Origin of the sequence: Pseudomonas sp. B21-041 (assembly GCF_024748675.1) — a bacterium.
GTDB classification, from domain to species: Bacteria; Pseudomonadota; Gammaproteobacteria; order Pseudomonadales; family Pseudomonadaceae; genus Aquipseudomonas; species Aquipseudomonas neuropathica.
Map to the genome: position 1 here is coordinate 1336226 of NZ_CP087175.1, position 13848 is coordinate 1350073.

The following is a 13848-nucleotide window of genomic DNA, read 5'->3' on the forward strand; positions in this document are numbered from 1 at the left end:
CGCCCCTTTTTTCGCCTGCAGAATAGTAGAACCCGCAAAAAGCAAAAAGGCCCGCAAGGGGCCTTTTATTGAACGCGCGACAGATCAGCGTTCGAGGTCTTTGATCTTGCCTTTGACGCCATCCCACTCTTCGGCATCCGGCAGCGATTCTTTCTTCTCGGTGATGTTCGGCCAGATTTCAGCCAGCTCAACGTTGAGTTGAATGAATTCCTGCATCTCTTCCGGAACTTCGTCCTCGGAGAAAATGGCTACGGCCGGGCATTCCGGTTCGCACAGGGCGCAGTCGATGCACTCATCCGGGTGAATCACCAGGAAGTTCGGGCCTTCGTAAAAGCAGTCCACCGGACACACTTCTACGCAGTCGGTGTACTTGCACTTGATGCAGTTGTCGGTGACGACGAAGGTCATTTCTAATTTTCTCCTCAGGCGGCGGCAGCGTTGCCCCTTCACGGTTGGGGTCGCCAGGTTCGGGAGCGATACCTGCTGGCCAGGCTATTAGCCAGCAGCATCCCAAACCGCGCGAGATTCTAACAGCTTGAAGCCGTTTGCGTTATATCCGCTTCTTCAGTGCTTATATCCGGTTCTTCAGTGCATAGAGCATTTCGAGCGCACGACGCGGGCTCAGGTCATCCAGATCCAGTTTAGCCAGCTCATCGAGCACCGGGTGCGGCAGGCTGGCGAACATGTCGCTTTGCTGTGGCGTCGCCGGTTTGCCCTTGGCGGCAGGTTTCGGCGCTTCATGCGGCAAAGCGGTTTCTTCCAGTCGGCTCAAATGCTCACGGGCACGCACGATCACTTCGCTTGGCACACCGGCCAGTTGCGCCACCGCCAGACCGTAGCTCTGGCTGGCAGGTCCCGGCAGCACGTGGTGCAGGAAGACGATGCGTTCGTTATGCTCGGTCGCATTGAGGTGGACGTTGGCCACCAACGGCTCGGCTTCCGGCAACACGGTCAGTTCGAAGTAGTGGGTGGCAAACAGCGTATACGCGCGCAGATGCGCCAGACGCTCGGCCGCCGCCCATGCCAGCGACAGACCGTCGAAGGTGCTGGTGCCGCGCCCGACTTCGTCCATCAGCACCAGACTGCGCTCGGTGGCGTTGTGCAGGATGTTGGCGGTTTCGCTCATCTCGACCATGAAGGTCGAACGGCCACCGGCCAGGTCATCGCTGGAACCGATTCGAGTGAAGATGCGGTCGACCAGCGACAGTTCGCAACTGGCTGCGGGCACGAAGCTGCCAATGTGAGCGAGCAACACGATCAATGCGGTTTGGCGCATGTAGGTGGATTTACCACCCATGTTCGGGCCGGTGATCACCAGCATACGGGTGTTGTCATCCAGGCTCAGGTCGTTGGCCACGAACGGCGTGGTCAGCACTTGCTCGACCACCGGGTGACGACCCTGGGAGATGCGCATGCACGGCTCGCTGACGAAGCGCGGGCAGTTCAGGTCAAGATTCAGCGCACGCTCGGCGAGGTTGCTCAACACGTCCAGTTCGGCCAGCGCGCCGGCGGTGTCCTGCAGCGGTGGCAACTGGCTGATCAGGTCTTCCAGCAGGGCTTCGTAAAGCATCTTCTCGCGCGCCAAGGCACGGCTCTTGGCAGAGAGGGCTTTGTCTTCGAACTCTTTCAGTTCCGGCGTGATGAAGCGCTCGGCGCCTTTCAGGGTTTGCCGACGGATATAGTCCGCCGGTGCCGACTCGGCCTGCTTGCTCGGCAATTCGATGAAGTAGCCGTGAATGCGGTTGTAACCGACTTTCAGGTGGCTAAGACCGGTGCGAGCTTTCTCGCGGGCTTCGAGATCGATGAGGAACTGGCCGGCGTTTTCGCTCAGTGATTGCAGCTCGTCGAGTTCGCTGTCGTAACCGGTTTTCAGCACGCCGCCGTCACGGATCACCGCCGGCGGATTGTCGATGATGGCCTTTTCCAGCAGTGCCGCCAGTTCCGGGTAGGTGCTGGTGATGGTCGCCAGACTTTGCAGGTGCGGTGCTTCCAGGTCAGTCATCGCCACTTGCAGTTCAGGCAGGGCACCGAGGGCGTCGCGCAAGCGAGCAAGGTCACGAGGACGTGCGTTGCGCAGGCCGATCCGCGCGAGAATTCGCTCGATGTCGCCGATTTCCTTGAGCTGTGGTTGCAGCTTTTCGAAACGATAGCGATCGAGCAGGCACGTGATCGAGGTCTGGCGCGCCAGCAGTACGGTCAGATCGCGCAACGGACGATTCAGCCAGCGGGTCAGCAGGCGACTGCCCATGGCGGTCTGGCAGCGATCAACCACCGATTGCAGGGTGTTATCGCGACCACCGGCCAGGTTGGTGTCGAGTTCGAGGTTGCGACGGCTTGCACCGTCCAGCACCACGGTGTCATCCAGGCGTTCGTGGCGCAGGCTGCGCAGGTGGGGCAGGGCGGTGCGCTGGGTTTCCTTGGCGTAGGCCAACAGGCAACCGGCCGCGCCGATTGCCAGGGTCAGGTTCTCGCAGCCAAAACCCTTCAGGTCTTGGGTGGAGAACTGCTGGCAAAGGCTTTTCAGTGCTGAATCACGCTCGAAATCCCACGGCGCACGACGACTGACGCCACGGCGTTTTTCCGCTGGCAGGTCTCTTGGCCAGTCATCTGGTATCAGCAGCTCCACCGGGTTGATCCGCTCCAGTTCCGCCAGCAGGTTTTCCCAGCCTTTGATTTCCGACACGCTGAAACTGCCGCTGGTGATGTCCAGCACGGCAAGGCCGAACAGACGTTCGTCACCCAGCAGGGCTGCAATCAGGTTGTCGCGGCGTTCATCAAGCAGCGCTTCATCACTGACCGTACCCGGCGTGAGGATCCGTACGACCTGACGCTCAACCGGGCCTTTGCTGGTGGCCGGATCGCCGACCTGCTCACAAATCACCACGGACTCGCCAAGCTTCACCAGCTTCGCCAGATAGCCTTCCGCCGCGTGGTAAGGAATCCCACACATCGGAATCGCCTGCCCCGCCGACTGTCCGCGCGCGGTCAGAGTGATGTCCAGCAACTTGGCTGCCTTCTTCGCGTCTTCGTAGAAGATCTCGTAGAAGTCGCCCATGCGGTAGAACATCAGCTGATCTGGATGCTGATTCTTCAGGCGCCAGTACTGCTGCATCATCGGGGTGTGGGAGGACAGGTCTGAAATAGCTTTATTCATCAGGGGTTTAGCTTTACCGGAAAAAGTGACAAGGCAAAAACGGGGTCGTTTGCATCTACGAAATGGCGAGTGTTTGCCAGCGATGCGGCCCGTGAGTTGATTCAGTGGAGCCGAGTATGAAGTTTTTTTGAGGTGGATGCAGCAACGCACCGCCGCTTGGGTTGGCATTGTGTCCTATAGTGCCGAAAAGCTATCGAATGATCAGAATGCGTGGGTGAAGGCCAGTCGAGGAGTCAGCTTGGAACAGTCAGAGGGCATCGGCTCAGGAGCATCAGCGAGCGGTTGTTACTACGATGCGGAAAAAATGACCCTCAGCCGGTCGGGGCAGTCAGCCTTGCTAGGCAGCAATGAAGGTGACCTGCTGCTGGCCCTCATAGCCGGCGTGACCGATAAGGAGCAGCTTATCTCCCGAGTCTGGGGGGAGCGCGGGCTGGTGATTTCCGACAGCAGTTATTACAAGACCCTGCACATGCTCCGCGCGCATTTCGCTGATGTCGGGTTACCTCGGGACAGTCTCAAGACCTTGCCTCGCCGTGGCGTGGTGCTGTTATGTGAAATCCGCTTGCTCAGCCCGGAGATTCAACCCCCTGAACCCCCACTTGCGGTCGTAAGCGATGCGGCGGCAATCAGCGACGCTCCTACAGTGAAGACGTCTGCAAAGCGTTACTGGCGTTTCCTTCTGCCTGCAACGGTAGTGCCGGCGATTGCTCTTCCGGTCTTTTACGCCTATCTGGTGTTTAAAAAAACCTGCCGATCTGGAGGAGTGGAAACTCATCTGGCAAGAAGGCGAAGCGAAGTTGTATGTAGAAGAAAGTGAAAGAATGTCCAAAGAGGATATTGTCAAAGCGCTCAGCGAGTTTGAGCCGCCGATTATACTTACCGATATCAATTATTATGTGCGAAAGCCGCTCTCCCAATTGCTGGTAAAGTGCGTCAAGCCGGAAAGTAAGGGGGAGGCTATATGCGTAAACTATCAACTCGTTGGAAAAAAATAGTAGCACTGTTTGGCGTCTCGTCCGTCTGTATCTTCGGTGCTCTGGTTATCAAGCATTTTTATTTGATCAGTCGCGATATTCCACGCGCCCCCTGTTTCGCATCCATCGATTTTGTCCATACTCATGATCATAAAGTTCGTTGGCATGGTGTCGGTGATATGACGATCGATCCAAGGGAAGGCGCTCTTTATGTGTACTACGTCGTCAAAACCCCTGAAGGCAAAGTTTACACCTATGATCGCAAGTTCGAGATTGCTTTAACTCATCTGGATACTTCCAGGTTTCTGTTCAAGACGCGTTCGATTGTAAAGTTTGACGCGGACACCGCAGGCGATGAACTTCCGTTTATGGAAAGAGGTTTTCAAGGCGGTATGGTGACGTTCAATTACTTCTCCGATGCCGAGTATTACTACAATATCAATAATCTGATCAATGGCGTATGCCACGTTCCTCGCTAGCGCAAAACCCCAGGGTGCAAGGCCTCTGGGCGACTAAGTAAGACTGAGTAAGACGTCAGTAAGGCCTCGACGCCCCCCGCGTTGTTAATGTGATTCGAGTCAAGCCAACAGCTCCTGCGACTAACGGAGAGTCAGCGCAGTGCGGCTGTTTAGTTGCCTTGAATAACATGATGATGTTTAGGCTGTTGAGGAACGTTATAAATGCTCTGGTTTTGCGTGCGCAGTTCTCATGGGATCAAGTCTCCCGCCTGGAAGCGATCGATTGCAATAAGCCGGGAAGGTGTTGTGTTTGTGCCGGCGGTTATTGCTGGAAAAGAAAAGGATGTGAGTATTTCCACATTGTTTGATCGCACTCCTGTTCTGCTGTGTTTCGATCATGTTTACGTACCAGTAGCGTGGATGGTCGAACACTATCCAACGTGCGGAGCTCGCTGTCGCGACATGATGGTCGCAGCACTTTCTGGCTTACAAGAAACGTTAGGTTGTCGTAATGCATGGTCTCGGGTGAGCAACTTCCGTGGCCGCGCTGGAGAAAAAAGTTATCTGGGGGTTGTCTCATGAGATCGACTCTGCTCTGGAATCTATCTCTGTTAGTTGGTGGTGTTTTGATCATCGATAGTTCTTGGGCCGGCGCGCGAGAAAATTGTGCGCAGCGTCGCGCCGAACTTGTATTCCAAATTGAACGTGCTGATAAGGCGGACAATGTTTATCGCAAGTCCGGTCTGGAACAGGCGCTTGCCAATGTGGAGCGTTACTGTCGCGAGCCTTCTGCACAGGATGACCGTTCGAGCGCTATCGAAAAGGCCGAAGCCGAAGTACGGCGCAGACAGAACTATCTGAAGGCCGCGCGTCAGTATGGCGATGTGAAAGTCATCAAGAAACAGGAAGCGAGGCTCGAACGAGCTCAGACAAAACTGCAAAAGCTCATGGATGAGTAAAGGGGCAACCACGGCCAACAAACCGCAGCAGGTGTTCTTTTTCAACTCTGCAATTCAACGCGCTCATCAGCGACACCGGAAAATCGAATATGAAAAACATCCTTATCTTTGCTTCAGTCTTTACTTCTGCTGTGCTGATCTCTGGTTGTACCGCCACCGACTGGGTGCATGCTGCCGGTGGAATCATGGGCGCCAAGGACGATTACGACAGAAAGGCCAGAACTGATCGGCTTAAAAAAGCCAATGCTGCCGCGCGTCGCGTCAAAGGCTGACCACACGTTGGAGCCGGGCCGTTATTCAATGCAGAATGATGGCTCGGCGATATCATTTTGCAGCTGAATTCATATTTATGCGTTAATTATGCAAATCAGCATTTGTCTTAACGAATAACTTCAAGCACTATGCGCGTTATGCAAAAACGCAACGTAGCCTCCGTCTTAAGAGCACTGCTCGACCAGCACGGGATCTCCCCCACGGAGCTCCACCGTCGCACCGGCGTGCCTCAATCAACTCTCTCGCGGATTCTCAGCGGGAAGATCGTCGATCCCTCGGATAAACACATCTCGAAGATCGCCGAATACTTCGCCGTGAGCACCGATCAATTGCGCGGGCGCGCGGATGTCGCGCCGTCGGCCGGTGCCGCGCGTGATGACGTACACGCGGAACTCAAGGACATAATGCTGTGGGACGACGATACGCCTGTCGATGATGACGAAGTATCGGTGCCGTTCCTTCGCGAGGTTGAATTGGCTGCTGGATCAGGAAGATTCGTCATCGAAGAGAGCGAGCGCTCTAGCCTGCGCTTCGGCAAGCGCAGCCTGCGCCATAATGGTGTGCAGTTCGACCAGGCCAAATGCGTGACTGTACGCGGCAACAGCATGTTGCCGGTGTTGCGTGATGGCGCCACTGTCGGCGTGAATGCGGGCAAGTGCGGCATCGGCGACATCATTGATGGCGACCTGTACGCGATCAATCACAACGGCCAGTTACGCGTAAAGCAGCTTTACCGCTTGCCTACCGGCATTCGTCTGCGCAGCTTCAATCGCGATGAGCATCCGGACGAGGACTACAGCTTCCAGGAAATCCAGGAAGAGCAGATCGTCATCCTCGGTCACGTCTTCTGGTGGGGCATGTACGCCCGCTAACCCGACCCTTCTCAGATAAACCCGCCTCGCAGGCGGGTTTTTTTTCGCCTTGATGAAACCGCCAAACCCTTGAGTTGCGGGGCTTCCATGCATCTGCGCATTTTTCATGCATAAATAAATGCATCTACGCATTGACTGGATATGCATACATGCATATTCTTGCCACCAAGCCGCTCGACAAAGCGGCTGGCAAGAAAGCTCTTTAGTTCCACAAGAACAGGCAGCGATGAACCGGCCTCAACGGTTCAGAGGGTTGGCAACTGACCCGGGTGTGCAGCGTAAAGCACCAGAAGCAGTTATCCGGCGGGCAGGGACCGCGGTCGGAAAAACAATTTGAACGGACTCGTACCGCGCCAGTAGCGCCGAAAAGTCAGCTTCCTTCTTGAACACAGGATTTGAAGGAAGGCGAAGGAGCGCATTACTGAAAAGCCCGGCGGACTGCCGGGCTTTTTGGAATGCCTGCCTGATGGATATCCCGTTGAAGAACCTTGACGGAGAGGCAAGTAAGCAAAACCCAAGGACAGTACTCGCGATGAGTGCAAACAGGAGAAACAAATGAACCGCTACGCTTTTGTTCGATTCAACTATTCCAAAGCCTTCAACAAAGTTCTGGTGATTGTCGACGCTGTAGAGAAGCCTACGGCCATGCCAGTAGAAGCACAGTTATCGAATGGTTTTTGGGTGGATATCACAGCAAACCCGGCAGTCCAGGTGGGATGGAAGGGGGCGACGACAAACTTCGTTGATTGGGAGTTCAGTGAACCCACCTATCAAGAGCTCGAAAAGGATGTGGCGCAAGAAGCGCTGGAGCTTCTGTCTGCTGCTGGCCAGTGGCTGATGTTGAATTCTCTGCATTACAAGGTCGACCTGGATGTTGCCACCCCTGAAGAACAAGCGCTGTTGCTCGCCTACAAACAGTACTGCGTGGGTCTCAGCGACATGAAGAAACAATCCGGCTATCCGTCCACCGTCAACTGGCCGGTGGCACCGTTCTGATTCGATCATCACCTTCATGGCCTCTATCGAGAGCGCATTACTGAAAAGCCCGGCCCTGCGCCGGGCTTTTTGGAATGCCTACCTCAAGAGAAAACGATTGAACCCTACACACACCATTCATCCAACACTCCCGGAGGCGTGACATGACAAACGAGCAACAAGCGTTGGCGGACATGCCGATCTGGCTGGTCATCCTGCTCGCAGTGGTAGGCGGGGTCTCCGGCGAAATGTGGCGTGCGGACAAGGAGGGCGCCCGCGGCTGGCCGCTTATGCGGCGTCTGGCCTTGCGCTCTGGCGCCTGCATGATCTGCGGCGTGTCGGCAATCATGCTGCTGTACGCCGCTGGCATGTCGATTTGGGCCGCTGGCGCCTTCGGCTGTCTCACCGCAATGGCCGGGGCCGATGTGGCCATCGGTCTGTACGAACGCTGGGCCGCCAAACGCATCGGCGTCTGCGAAGTCCCACCCCGCGACCAGCCTTAACCTCGAATGTGATTCGTGCCGCCCTTTGGGCGGCAGGGCTGCGCGTGGACGATTGAAAAGGAGGTCATGTATGCCCACACCGATCCAGCAGCCGTCGCAACTGTTCACAGCCATCGCGACGACGCTGCGCAACACTGCCGGGCTCAACATCAATGTCGGCAATCACGATGATTTCACTGCACCGGGCGATCAGGCTTGGGTGTTGATCGACTTCGACCGAAATGCATCAGGACAGCGTGCCGCAGATGGGCGTATCGCTCATGTCCTGACATTGTCGCTGCAAGTTGTTCCGGCGCTATCGGCCAGTGCCTTTGCCGCCTGCGATCTGATCGCTGTACTGAAGAATCTGATTACCGACAATCGCTGGAGCCTGCCGGGCGATCAATGCGATCTGCCGATGAACATGGATGGTTTGCCGTCCATGCTCATTCGCGCCGACCAGCAATTCAAGGCCTGGACCCTGACGTTCAACCAGACCCTCTACCTCGGCCCGACCTTGCTCGACGACCCGCTGGGCACACCGAAATTCGCCCGCACCTGGGAAGTCAGCAACATCGACGATCCAGACCAATACACCGCGCTGGAGGCCTGACCGATGTTCGACGCGTTATTGCGCATGCAACTGGGTCCGATCATCGAACGCCTGGCCGAAATGGAAGCGGAAATCGACGACCTGCACCGCCGCGCTGAAAGCTTCTGCCGCATCGGCATTTGCCAGACAGTCGATGCGGCGAGCAATACCTGCCAGGTCGCCCACGGTGGCTTGCTCACGCCAGCGATCAAGTTTTTCAACCCCAGCGCCGGCGCACAGAGTGAGTCGCGGATTCCGACCGTGGGTGAGCAGTGTCTGCTGTTCAACTACGGCAGCGGCGAAAGTGGCGCACAAAGTGTCGCCCTGTTCGGCCTGAACAGTGATCGCTTTCCACCCGTTTCGACTGTCCCCACGCTGACGCGGCGGGTTCATGTCGACGGCAGCGAAAGCGGCTACGACGATGCCACGCACACCCTCCACTGGCAAAACGGCCCAACGGCTTTCAGCGGTTCTCGCGAGTCGCTGGAACTGAGCATCGGCCCGGCGCGACTGGCGATGACGCCACAACTGATCACCCTGCAACTGGGTGCCGTCGGCATGACCATCGACCCTTCGGGCGTGCACTTCAGCGGTCCATTGGTCGATCACCAGGGCCGTGTCATCAGCCCATGATTCAAGAGCCTCCACATGATCGGAATCGATAGAGACAGCGGGGCCACGGTCGACGACTGGCTGCAATTTGTGCAGCGCGCGACCCGGGCCCTGACCACACCGCTGGGCACCCGGCAAAAACGCCCGTTGTACGGATCGTTGATCCCCACGCTGCTGGGGCAGAACCTCGGTGACGACGTTCTGCTGTTGGCCCAGAGCCACGCCGCGCAAGCGTTCTACAACAAGCAAAACGGTATCGATGATTTTCAGCCACAAGTGATCGTCGCCAGCCGCCAGGGCGCGGGTCTGCTGCTGCGCTTCGCCGGCACCTGGAAAAACCGTCAACAAACCTTCGAGGTCGTGACATGAGCATGTTGATCCCCGGCCAGAACCAATTGGCCGAACCCGCGCTGATCACCGTTGAAGCCTTTGAAGACTTGCTCGCCGAGTTCAAGACTTTCGTCATTGAATACGTCGGTGTGCGCTCGCCGGACAGTGCCGCAAAACTCAAGACCAGCCTGGAAAACGAGAGTGAACTGCTGACCCTGGCGCTTGAGGCTTTCTGCGTGCGGCTGCAAACCCACGAGCGCAAATACAACGCTCGCATCAAACAGATGCTGGCGTGGTGGGCAACGGGCAGCAATCTCGATGCGCGGCTGGCGGACATGGGCCTTGAGCGGCAGTTGCTCGATCCCGGCGATCCGGCGGCATTCCCGCCGGTGCCGGCGATTTATGAAAGTGACGACGACGCTCGCTTGCGTTATTACCTGGCGCCCCATGCGCCGGCAGCAGGTTCGCGGATGCAGTATCGCCGCGAAGTTTTCACCCTCGGCGAGCGTCCGACGGTGCGGGTCGAATCCACCGAGGCAGGTGTGGTGAATGTCACTTACACCTTCAACCCGGACGGCCTCGCTGCGCAGGTCAAGGATGGCAACGGACGTCGCACGGCACCGGGCGAAGTGCAGGTCACGGTGCTGTCCCGTGACGGTGATGGCACGCCTTCCGCGACATTGCTTGACGGCGTTCGTCAGCACTTCGCACGACCGGATGTACGACCGGAAACCGACCTGGTTACCGTCAAGGCAGCCGACATTCAGCGCTACAGGATCCGCGTTGTCGCGAAGATCAATTCCGGCCCCGATTCGGGCCTGACCAAAGTCGCCGCGCAACAACAATTGCAGGCCTACGCCGACAGTTGCCATCGACTCGAAGGCCGGGTCGATCCGAGCTGGATCGACTACACGCTGCACAGCGCCGGTGCCGTGCAACTGCAGATTCTCGAACCGCTGGCGCCGATCGTGACGACGGCGTTTCAAGCGCCGTATTGCACGGCGGTCGAGGTTGAGGTGCTGACGCTATGAGTGAAAAGACTCAGCGCCCAACGCTGCTGCCGGCCAACAGTTCGGCACTGGAACGAGGTCTGGATCTGGGCTTTGGCGCCTTGCTTGATCGCATCGCGCCGCCGTTCCCGGAACTGATGAACCCCGCAGAAACCCCGGCTGCCTTTCTGCCGTATCTGGCAGCGGATCGCGGTGTTGCTGAATGGAGCACCGCTGCGCCGGAAGCGGAAAAACGCCTGACCGTCGAACTGGCCTGGCCCACCGCGCGCCAGGCTGGCACCCGCAAGTCGTTGGAAAACGCCGCCAAGGGTTTGCAGTTAAGACCCGAGATCCGCGCCTGGTACGAACAGACACCGCCCGGCGCGCCGTACAGCTTTTCCGTACGAGCTTTTAGCGACCAGCCCTACAGCGAAGAAATCGACGCCCGTCTCGACCGACGCCTGGCGGATGCCAAGAGCGAACGCGATGTGCTGACGGTCTCGGTCGGCTTGAGCGCTTTCGGCAATCACGTCATCGGCGCCGCGACGTTCTGCGGTGAGCTGACCACGGTTTATCCGGTGTTCATCGAAGGGCTCGAAACCTCGGGAGAGGCGTTCATGGCTGCCGGCATGTACACCGTCGAAACATCCACTATTTATCCTCAGGGGGCCTGAATGGCTGACTATTACACCCTGCTCACCAACGCAGGGATTGCCTACGAAACGGCATGCAAGGCCGCAGGCACGCCGATCAAGCTGACGCAGATTTCCGTCGGCGACGGCGGCGGCACGGTCTACAACCCGGCCGCGACCGCCACCGCGCTGAAACGCGAAGTCTGGCGCGGGCCGCTCAATGCGCTGTTCCAGGACGAGAAGAATCCGAGCTGGCTGCTCGCCGAAGTGACCATTCCGCCGGATGTTGGCGGCTGGTATGTGCGTGAAGCGGGACTGTGGACCGACACTGGAATTCTCTACGCCATCGTCAAATATCCGGAGTCGTTCAAACCGGTGCTGGCGACGTCGGGTTCGGGGAAAGAGTTCTATATTCGCTCGATTTTCGAGACGAGTAATGCGTCGTTGGTGACGTTGCTGATCGATGACACCGTCGTCAAAGCCACCCGTGCCTGGGTCATGAGTTACCTCGCCGAAGAACTCGGCAAACTCGATGGTAAGCAATCGGTGCGTGTTGCTGCATCCAGCAACATCGTGTTGAACGGTGCGCAGCAAATCGACGGTGTCGCAGTGATTGCTGGCGACCGCGTGCTTGTTGCGAATCAGACGCTGGCCAAGGACAACGGCCTGTGGGTTGTTGCCAATGGTGACTGGGTGCGGGCGACCGATGCCAATAGCAGCGCCAAGGTCACGCCGGGACTTACGGTCATGGTCGAGGAGGGCACGGCGAATGGAGATTCGTTGTGGCATCTCACGACTAACGCGCCGATCACTTTGGGTACCACAGCGCTGACGTTCAAGATGCTGGCGGGGCGTACCGGGATTGCTGCCGGGACTTACAAGAGTCTGACCGTCGACGAATATGGTCGCGCTACTGCGGGTGCAAACCCGGAGACGCTGGCCGGATTTGGTATCAAGGATTCGTACACCAAGGCTGAAGTCGAAGCGCTGATTGCCAAGGCGTCGGCGTTGCCGGTGGGTTCGATCGTGGCGTTCCCGGTTGATGCGCCGCCTCCGGGGTTTCTTGAGTTGGATAACAGCGTCAAGAGCAGCGCGACGTATCCAGACTTGAGCGCTTATCTGGGCGGCAAGTTTAATAAGGGTGATGAGGGTGTTGGGAACTTCCGCTTGCCTGAGGCGCGTGGGGAGTTTTTGCGCGGTTGGGATCATGGACGTGGAGTAGATGCCGGACGCGGTCTCGGTAGCGTGCAGTCCATGCAGGCTGAGGATCACTCCCATGTAACAGGTGTAAATGATACGGCGGCGATTGCGGCAGTACAGAGTGCGCGCGGCATGGGAGCGAGTGCGGGAAACTGGCCGTACGGTGCGGTAGCTATAGGAGTCGCCGGCACCAACTCTGTCAGTTCCAATGCAACTTACATCCCTTCCGGTGAGGACAGTTGGCTGAAGACAGGTCCAGCCATTTCGCTGGGTAACGGCGAAACCCGCCCCCGCAACATCGCTGTTATGTGGTGCATCAAAGCCTGGAACGCCCCGGTCAATCAGGGAACCATCGATGTCGCCGCGCTGGCCAAGGAAGTAGAACGGCTCAAATCCGCCGTTCCGGTTGGTGCTGTTCTGGCATTCCCGATCGGCATCGTCGCTCCCGGTTATCTGGAGCTGGATGGCAGTGTGCAAAGCATTGCGACTTATCCGGATCTGGCCGCCTATCTCGGCACTGTCTATAACAAAGGCAATGAAGGCGCGGGTAACTTTCGATTGCCGGAGTCCCGTGGCGAGTTTCTTCGTGGCTGGGATCATGGGCGAGGTGTGGATGCTGGAAGGGGAATTGGTACAAATCAAGCCGAATCATTTGCTGCACACAACCATCGCTATTTTGATGGCACTGCTGCGACCTTCGATCCTGCAGGTAATTGGCAGGACGGGAAAATCAATGGTGCGGCAGCGAGTATCTCAACGGGTGCGTTTCTTTCCCCGATAGAAAACGGTAGCACCATGCAGATGGTGAATGCCGCGAACACCGTCAACGCTGGCGGTGCTGAAACCCGCCCCCGCAACATTGCCGTCATGTGGTGCATCAAAGCCTGGAACGCACCGATCAATCAGGGGAGCATCGATATCGCCGCGTTGGCCGTTCTCGCACAGCAAGCCTCGGAAATTAATCAAGGTACAGCGAAAGTAGCTACCCAGGCGCAGACCAATACCGGCGCCGATGACAGCGTTATCGTCACGCCGAAAAAATTGACGTGGGGCTTTCAGTTTCAGAAAAGTGGCATCGGCTACTGTGTTTTCCCGTCCTGGCTGGGTGGTTTCACTATTCAGTGGGGCGTGTACAGCATTGTCTCCAGTACGACTGATCAGACAATCAGTTTTCCTCTCACGTTTCCTAATGCCGCGTTATCAGCCGTTGCGCTCAGTGACTATACCCCTGGTTCCGGGTCGGTCGGATTCGTCGCGATGGGGGCGTTGAACAAGAACGGCTTTACGGTTCGCTCGTCTTCCGGAACTTCAACGCGATGGCTCGCAGTCGGGTGCTAAGGGAAAAA

15 protein-coding genes and 1 pseudogene are annotated in these 13848 nt (G+C 57.5%); 14 read left to right on the forward strand and 2 right to left on the reverse strand.

Features of this window, described 5'->3' with window-relative positions; genetic code table 11:
* Positions 1-84: 84 nt before the first annotated feature.
* Together fdxA and mutS are read right to left on the reverse strand one after the other, a co-directional pair.
* Positions 85-408 (reverse strand): ferredoxin FdxA, encoded by a 324-nt coding sequence (gene fdxA / locus LOY43_RS05795; RefSeq protein ID WP_007908827.1) that lies wholly within the window; start codon positions 406-408, stop codon positions 85-87.
* Positions 409-571: 163 nt separating this feature from the next.
* Positions 572-3142 carry a DNA mismatch repair protein MutS gene (mutS, locus tag LOY43_RS05800; RefSeq protein WP_176471349.1) on the reverse strand — a complete coding sequence of 857 codons (2571 nt, stop codon included), beginning with the start codon at positions 3140-3142 and terminating at the stop codon, positions 572-574.
* A 250-nt stretch (positions 3143-3392) separates the two neighbouring features.
* Here mutS and LOY43_RS05805 point away from each other — a divergent pair.
* From LOY43_RS05805 to LOY43_RS05870, 14 genes and pseudogenes are all read left to right on the forward strand, one after another.
* A pseudogene (locus tag LOY43_RS05805) lies at positions 3393-4149 on the forward strand (transcriptional regulator).
* On the forward strand, positions 4116-4607 hold the full coding sequence (locus tag LOY43_RS05810; protein ID WP_095050412.1) for a hypothetical protein: 492 nt from the start codon (positions 4116-4118) through the stop codon (positions 4605-4607). Before LOY43_RS05805 ends, LOY43_RS05810 begins: the two are co-directional and overlap by 34 nt.
* A 201-nt stretch (positions 4608-4808) precedes the next feature.
* A complete protein-coding gene (locus tag LOY43_RS05815; protein ID WP_258709325.1) occupies positions 4809-5168 on the forward strand; it encodes a hypothetical protein in 360 nt (119 codons plus the stop codon).
* Positions 5165-5545 (forward strand): DUF1090 domain-containing protein, encoded by a 381-nt coding sequence (locus LOY43_RS05820; protein WP_220558178.1) that lies wholly within the window; start codon positions 5165-5167, stop codon positions 5543-5545. The genes LOY43_RS05815 and LOY43_RS05820 overlap by 4 nt, the downstream gene beginning before the upstream one ends.
* Before the next feature lie 89 nt (positions 5546-5634).
* Positions 5635-5817 carry a hypothetical protein gene (locus tag LOY43_RS05825; protein ID WP_007908822.1) on the forward strand — a complete coding sequence of 61 codons (183 nt, stop codon included), beginning with the start codon at positions 5635-5637 and terminating at the stop codon, positions 5815-5817.
* Between the two features lie 138 nt (positions 5818-5955).
* Positions 5956-6690, forward strand: coding sequence for an XRE family transcriptional regulator (locus tag LOY43_RS05830; protein WP_007908821.1), 735 nt, complete (start codon positions 5956-5958; stop codon positions 6688-6690).
* A gap of 555 nt (positions 6691-7245) precedes the next feature.
* Complete coding sequence (locus LOY43_RS05835; protein WP_095126491.1) at positions 7246-7686, forward strand: tail fiber assembly protein; 441 nt, start codon at positions 7246-7248, stop codon at positions 7684-7686.
* A 143-nt stretch (positions 7687-7829) separates the two neighbouring features.
* A complete protein-coding gene (locus LOY43_RS05840) occupies positions 7830-8168 on the forward strand; it encodes a phage holin family protein (protein ID WP_095050416.1) in 339 nt (112 codons plus the stop codon).
* A gap of 70 nt (positions 8169-8238) precedes the next feature.
* Positions 8239-8760, forward strand: a complete 522-nt coding sequence (locus tag LOY43_RS05845; RefSeq protein WP_095050417.1) for a hypothetical protein — start codon at positions 8239-8241, stop codon at positions 8758-8760.
* Between the two features lie 3 nt (positions 8761-8763).
* Positions 8764-9372: a phage baseplate assembly protein V gene (locus LOY43_RS05850; protein WP_258709326.1), complete on the forward strand. Its 609-nt coding sequence runs from the start codon at positions 8764-8766 to the stop codon at positions 9370-9372.
* A gap of 15 nt (positions 9373-9387) precedes the next feature.
* Positions 9388-9720, forward strand: a complete 333-nt coding sequence (locus LOY43_RS05855; RefSeq protein WP_016985063.1) for a phage baseplate protein — start codon at positions 9388-9390, stop codon at positions 9718-9720.
* Complete coding sequence (locus LOY43_RS05860) at positions 9717-10712, forward strand: baseplate J/gp47 family protein (RefSeq protein WP_258709327.1); 996 nt, start codon at positions 9717-9719, stop codon at positions 10710-10712. The genes LOY43_RS05855 and LOY43_RS05860 overlap by 4 nt, the downstream gene beginning before the upstream one ends.
* Positions 10709-11344, forward strand: coding sequence for a phage tail protein I (locus tag LOY43_RS05865; RefSeq protein WP_258709328.1), 636 nt, complete (start codon positions 10709-10711; stop codon positions 11342-11344). Before LOY43_RS05860 ends, LOY43_RS05865 begins: the two co-directional genes overlap by 4 nt.
* Positions 11345-13840, forward strand: coding sequence for a phage tail protein (locus LOY43_RS05870; RefSeq protein WP_258709329.1), 2496 nt, complete (start codon positions 11345-11347; stop codon positions 13838-13840).
* Positions 13841-13848: the final 8 nt, after the last annotated feature.

Coding starts and splice junctions, on each gene's coding strand:
- fdxA (WP_007908827.1), bottom strand. CDS start 408: ATGACCTTCGTCGTCACCGACAACTGCATCAAGTGCAAGTACACCGAC.
- LOY43_RS05810 (WP_095050412.1), top strand. CDS start 4,116: ATGCGTAAACTATCAACTCGTTGGAAAAAAATAGTAGCACTGTTTGGC.
- LOY43_RS05815 (WP_258709325.1), top strand. CDS start 4,809: ATGCTCTGGTTTTGCGTGCGCAGTTCTCATGGGATCAAGTCTCCCGCC.
- LOY43_RS05820 (WP_220558178.1), top strand. CDS start 5,165: ATGAGATCGACTCTGCTCTGGAATCTATCTCTGTTAGTTGGTGGTGTT.
- LOY43_RS05825 (WP_007908822.1), top strand. CDS start 5,635: ATGAAAAACATCCTTATCTTTGCTTCAGTCTTTACTTCTGCTGTGCTG.
- LOY43_RS05830 (WP_007908821.1), top strand. CDS start 5,956: ATGCAAAAACGCAACGTAGCCTCCGTCTTAAGAGCACTGCTCGACCAG.
- LOY43_RS05835 (WP_095126491.1), top strand. CDS start 7,246: ATGAACCGCTACGCTTTTGTTCGATTCAACTATTCCAAAGCCTTCAAC.
- LOY43_RS05840 (WP_095050416.1), top strand. CDS start 7,830: ATGACAAACGAGCAACAAGCGTTGGCGGACATGCCGATCTGGCTGGTC.
- LOY43_RS05845 (WP_095050417.1), top strand. CDS start 8,239: ATGCCCACACCGATCCAGCAGCCGTCGCAACTGTTCACAGCCATCGCG.
- LOY43_RS05850 (WP_258709326.1), top strand. CDS start 8,764: ATGTTCGACGCGTTATTGCGCATGCAACTGGGTCCGATCATCGAACGC.
- LOY43_RS05855 (WP_016985063.1), top strand. CDS start 9,388: ATGATCGGAATCGATAGAGACAGCGGGGCCACGGTCGACGACTGGCTG.
- LOY43_RS05860 (WP_258709327.1), top strand. CDS start 9,717: ATGAGCATGTTGATCCCCGGCCAGAACCAATTGGCCGAACCCGCGCTG.
- LOY43_RS05865 (WP_258709328.1), top strand. CDS start 10,709: ATGAGTGAAAAGACTCAGCGCCCAACGCTGCTGCCGGCCAACAGTTCG.
- LOY43_RS05870 (WP_258709329.1), top strand. CDS start 11,345: ATGGCTGACTATTACACCCTGCTCACCAACGCAGGGATTGCCTACGAA.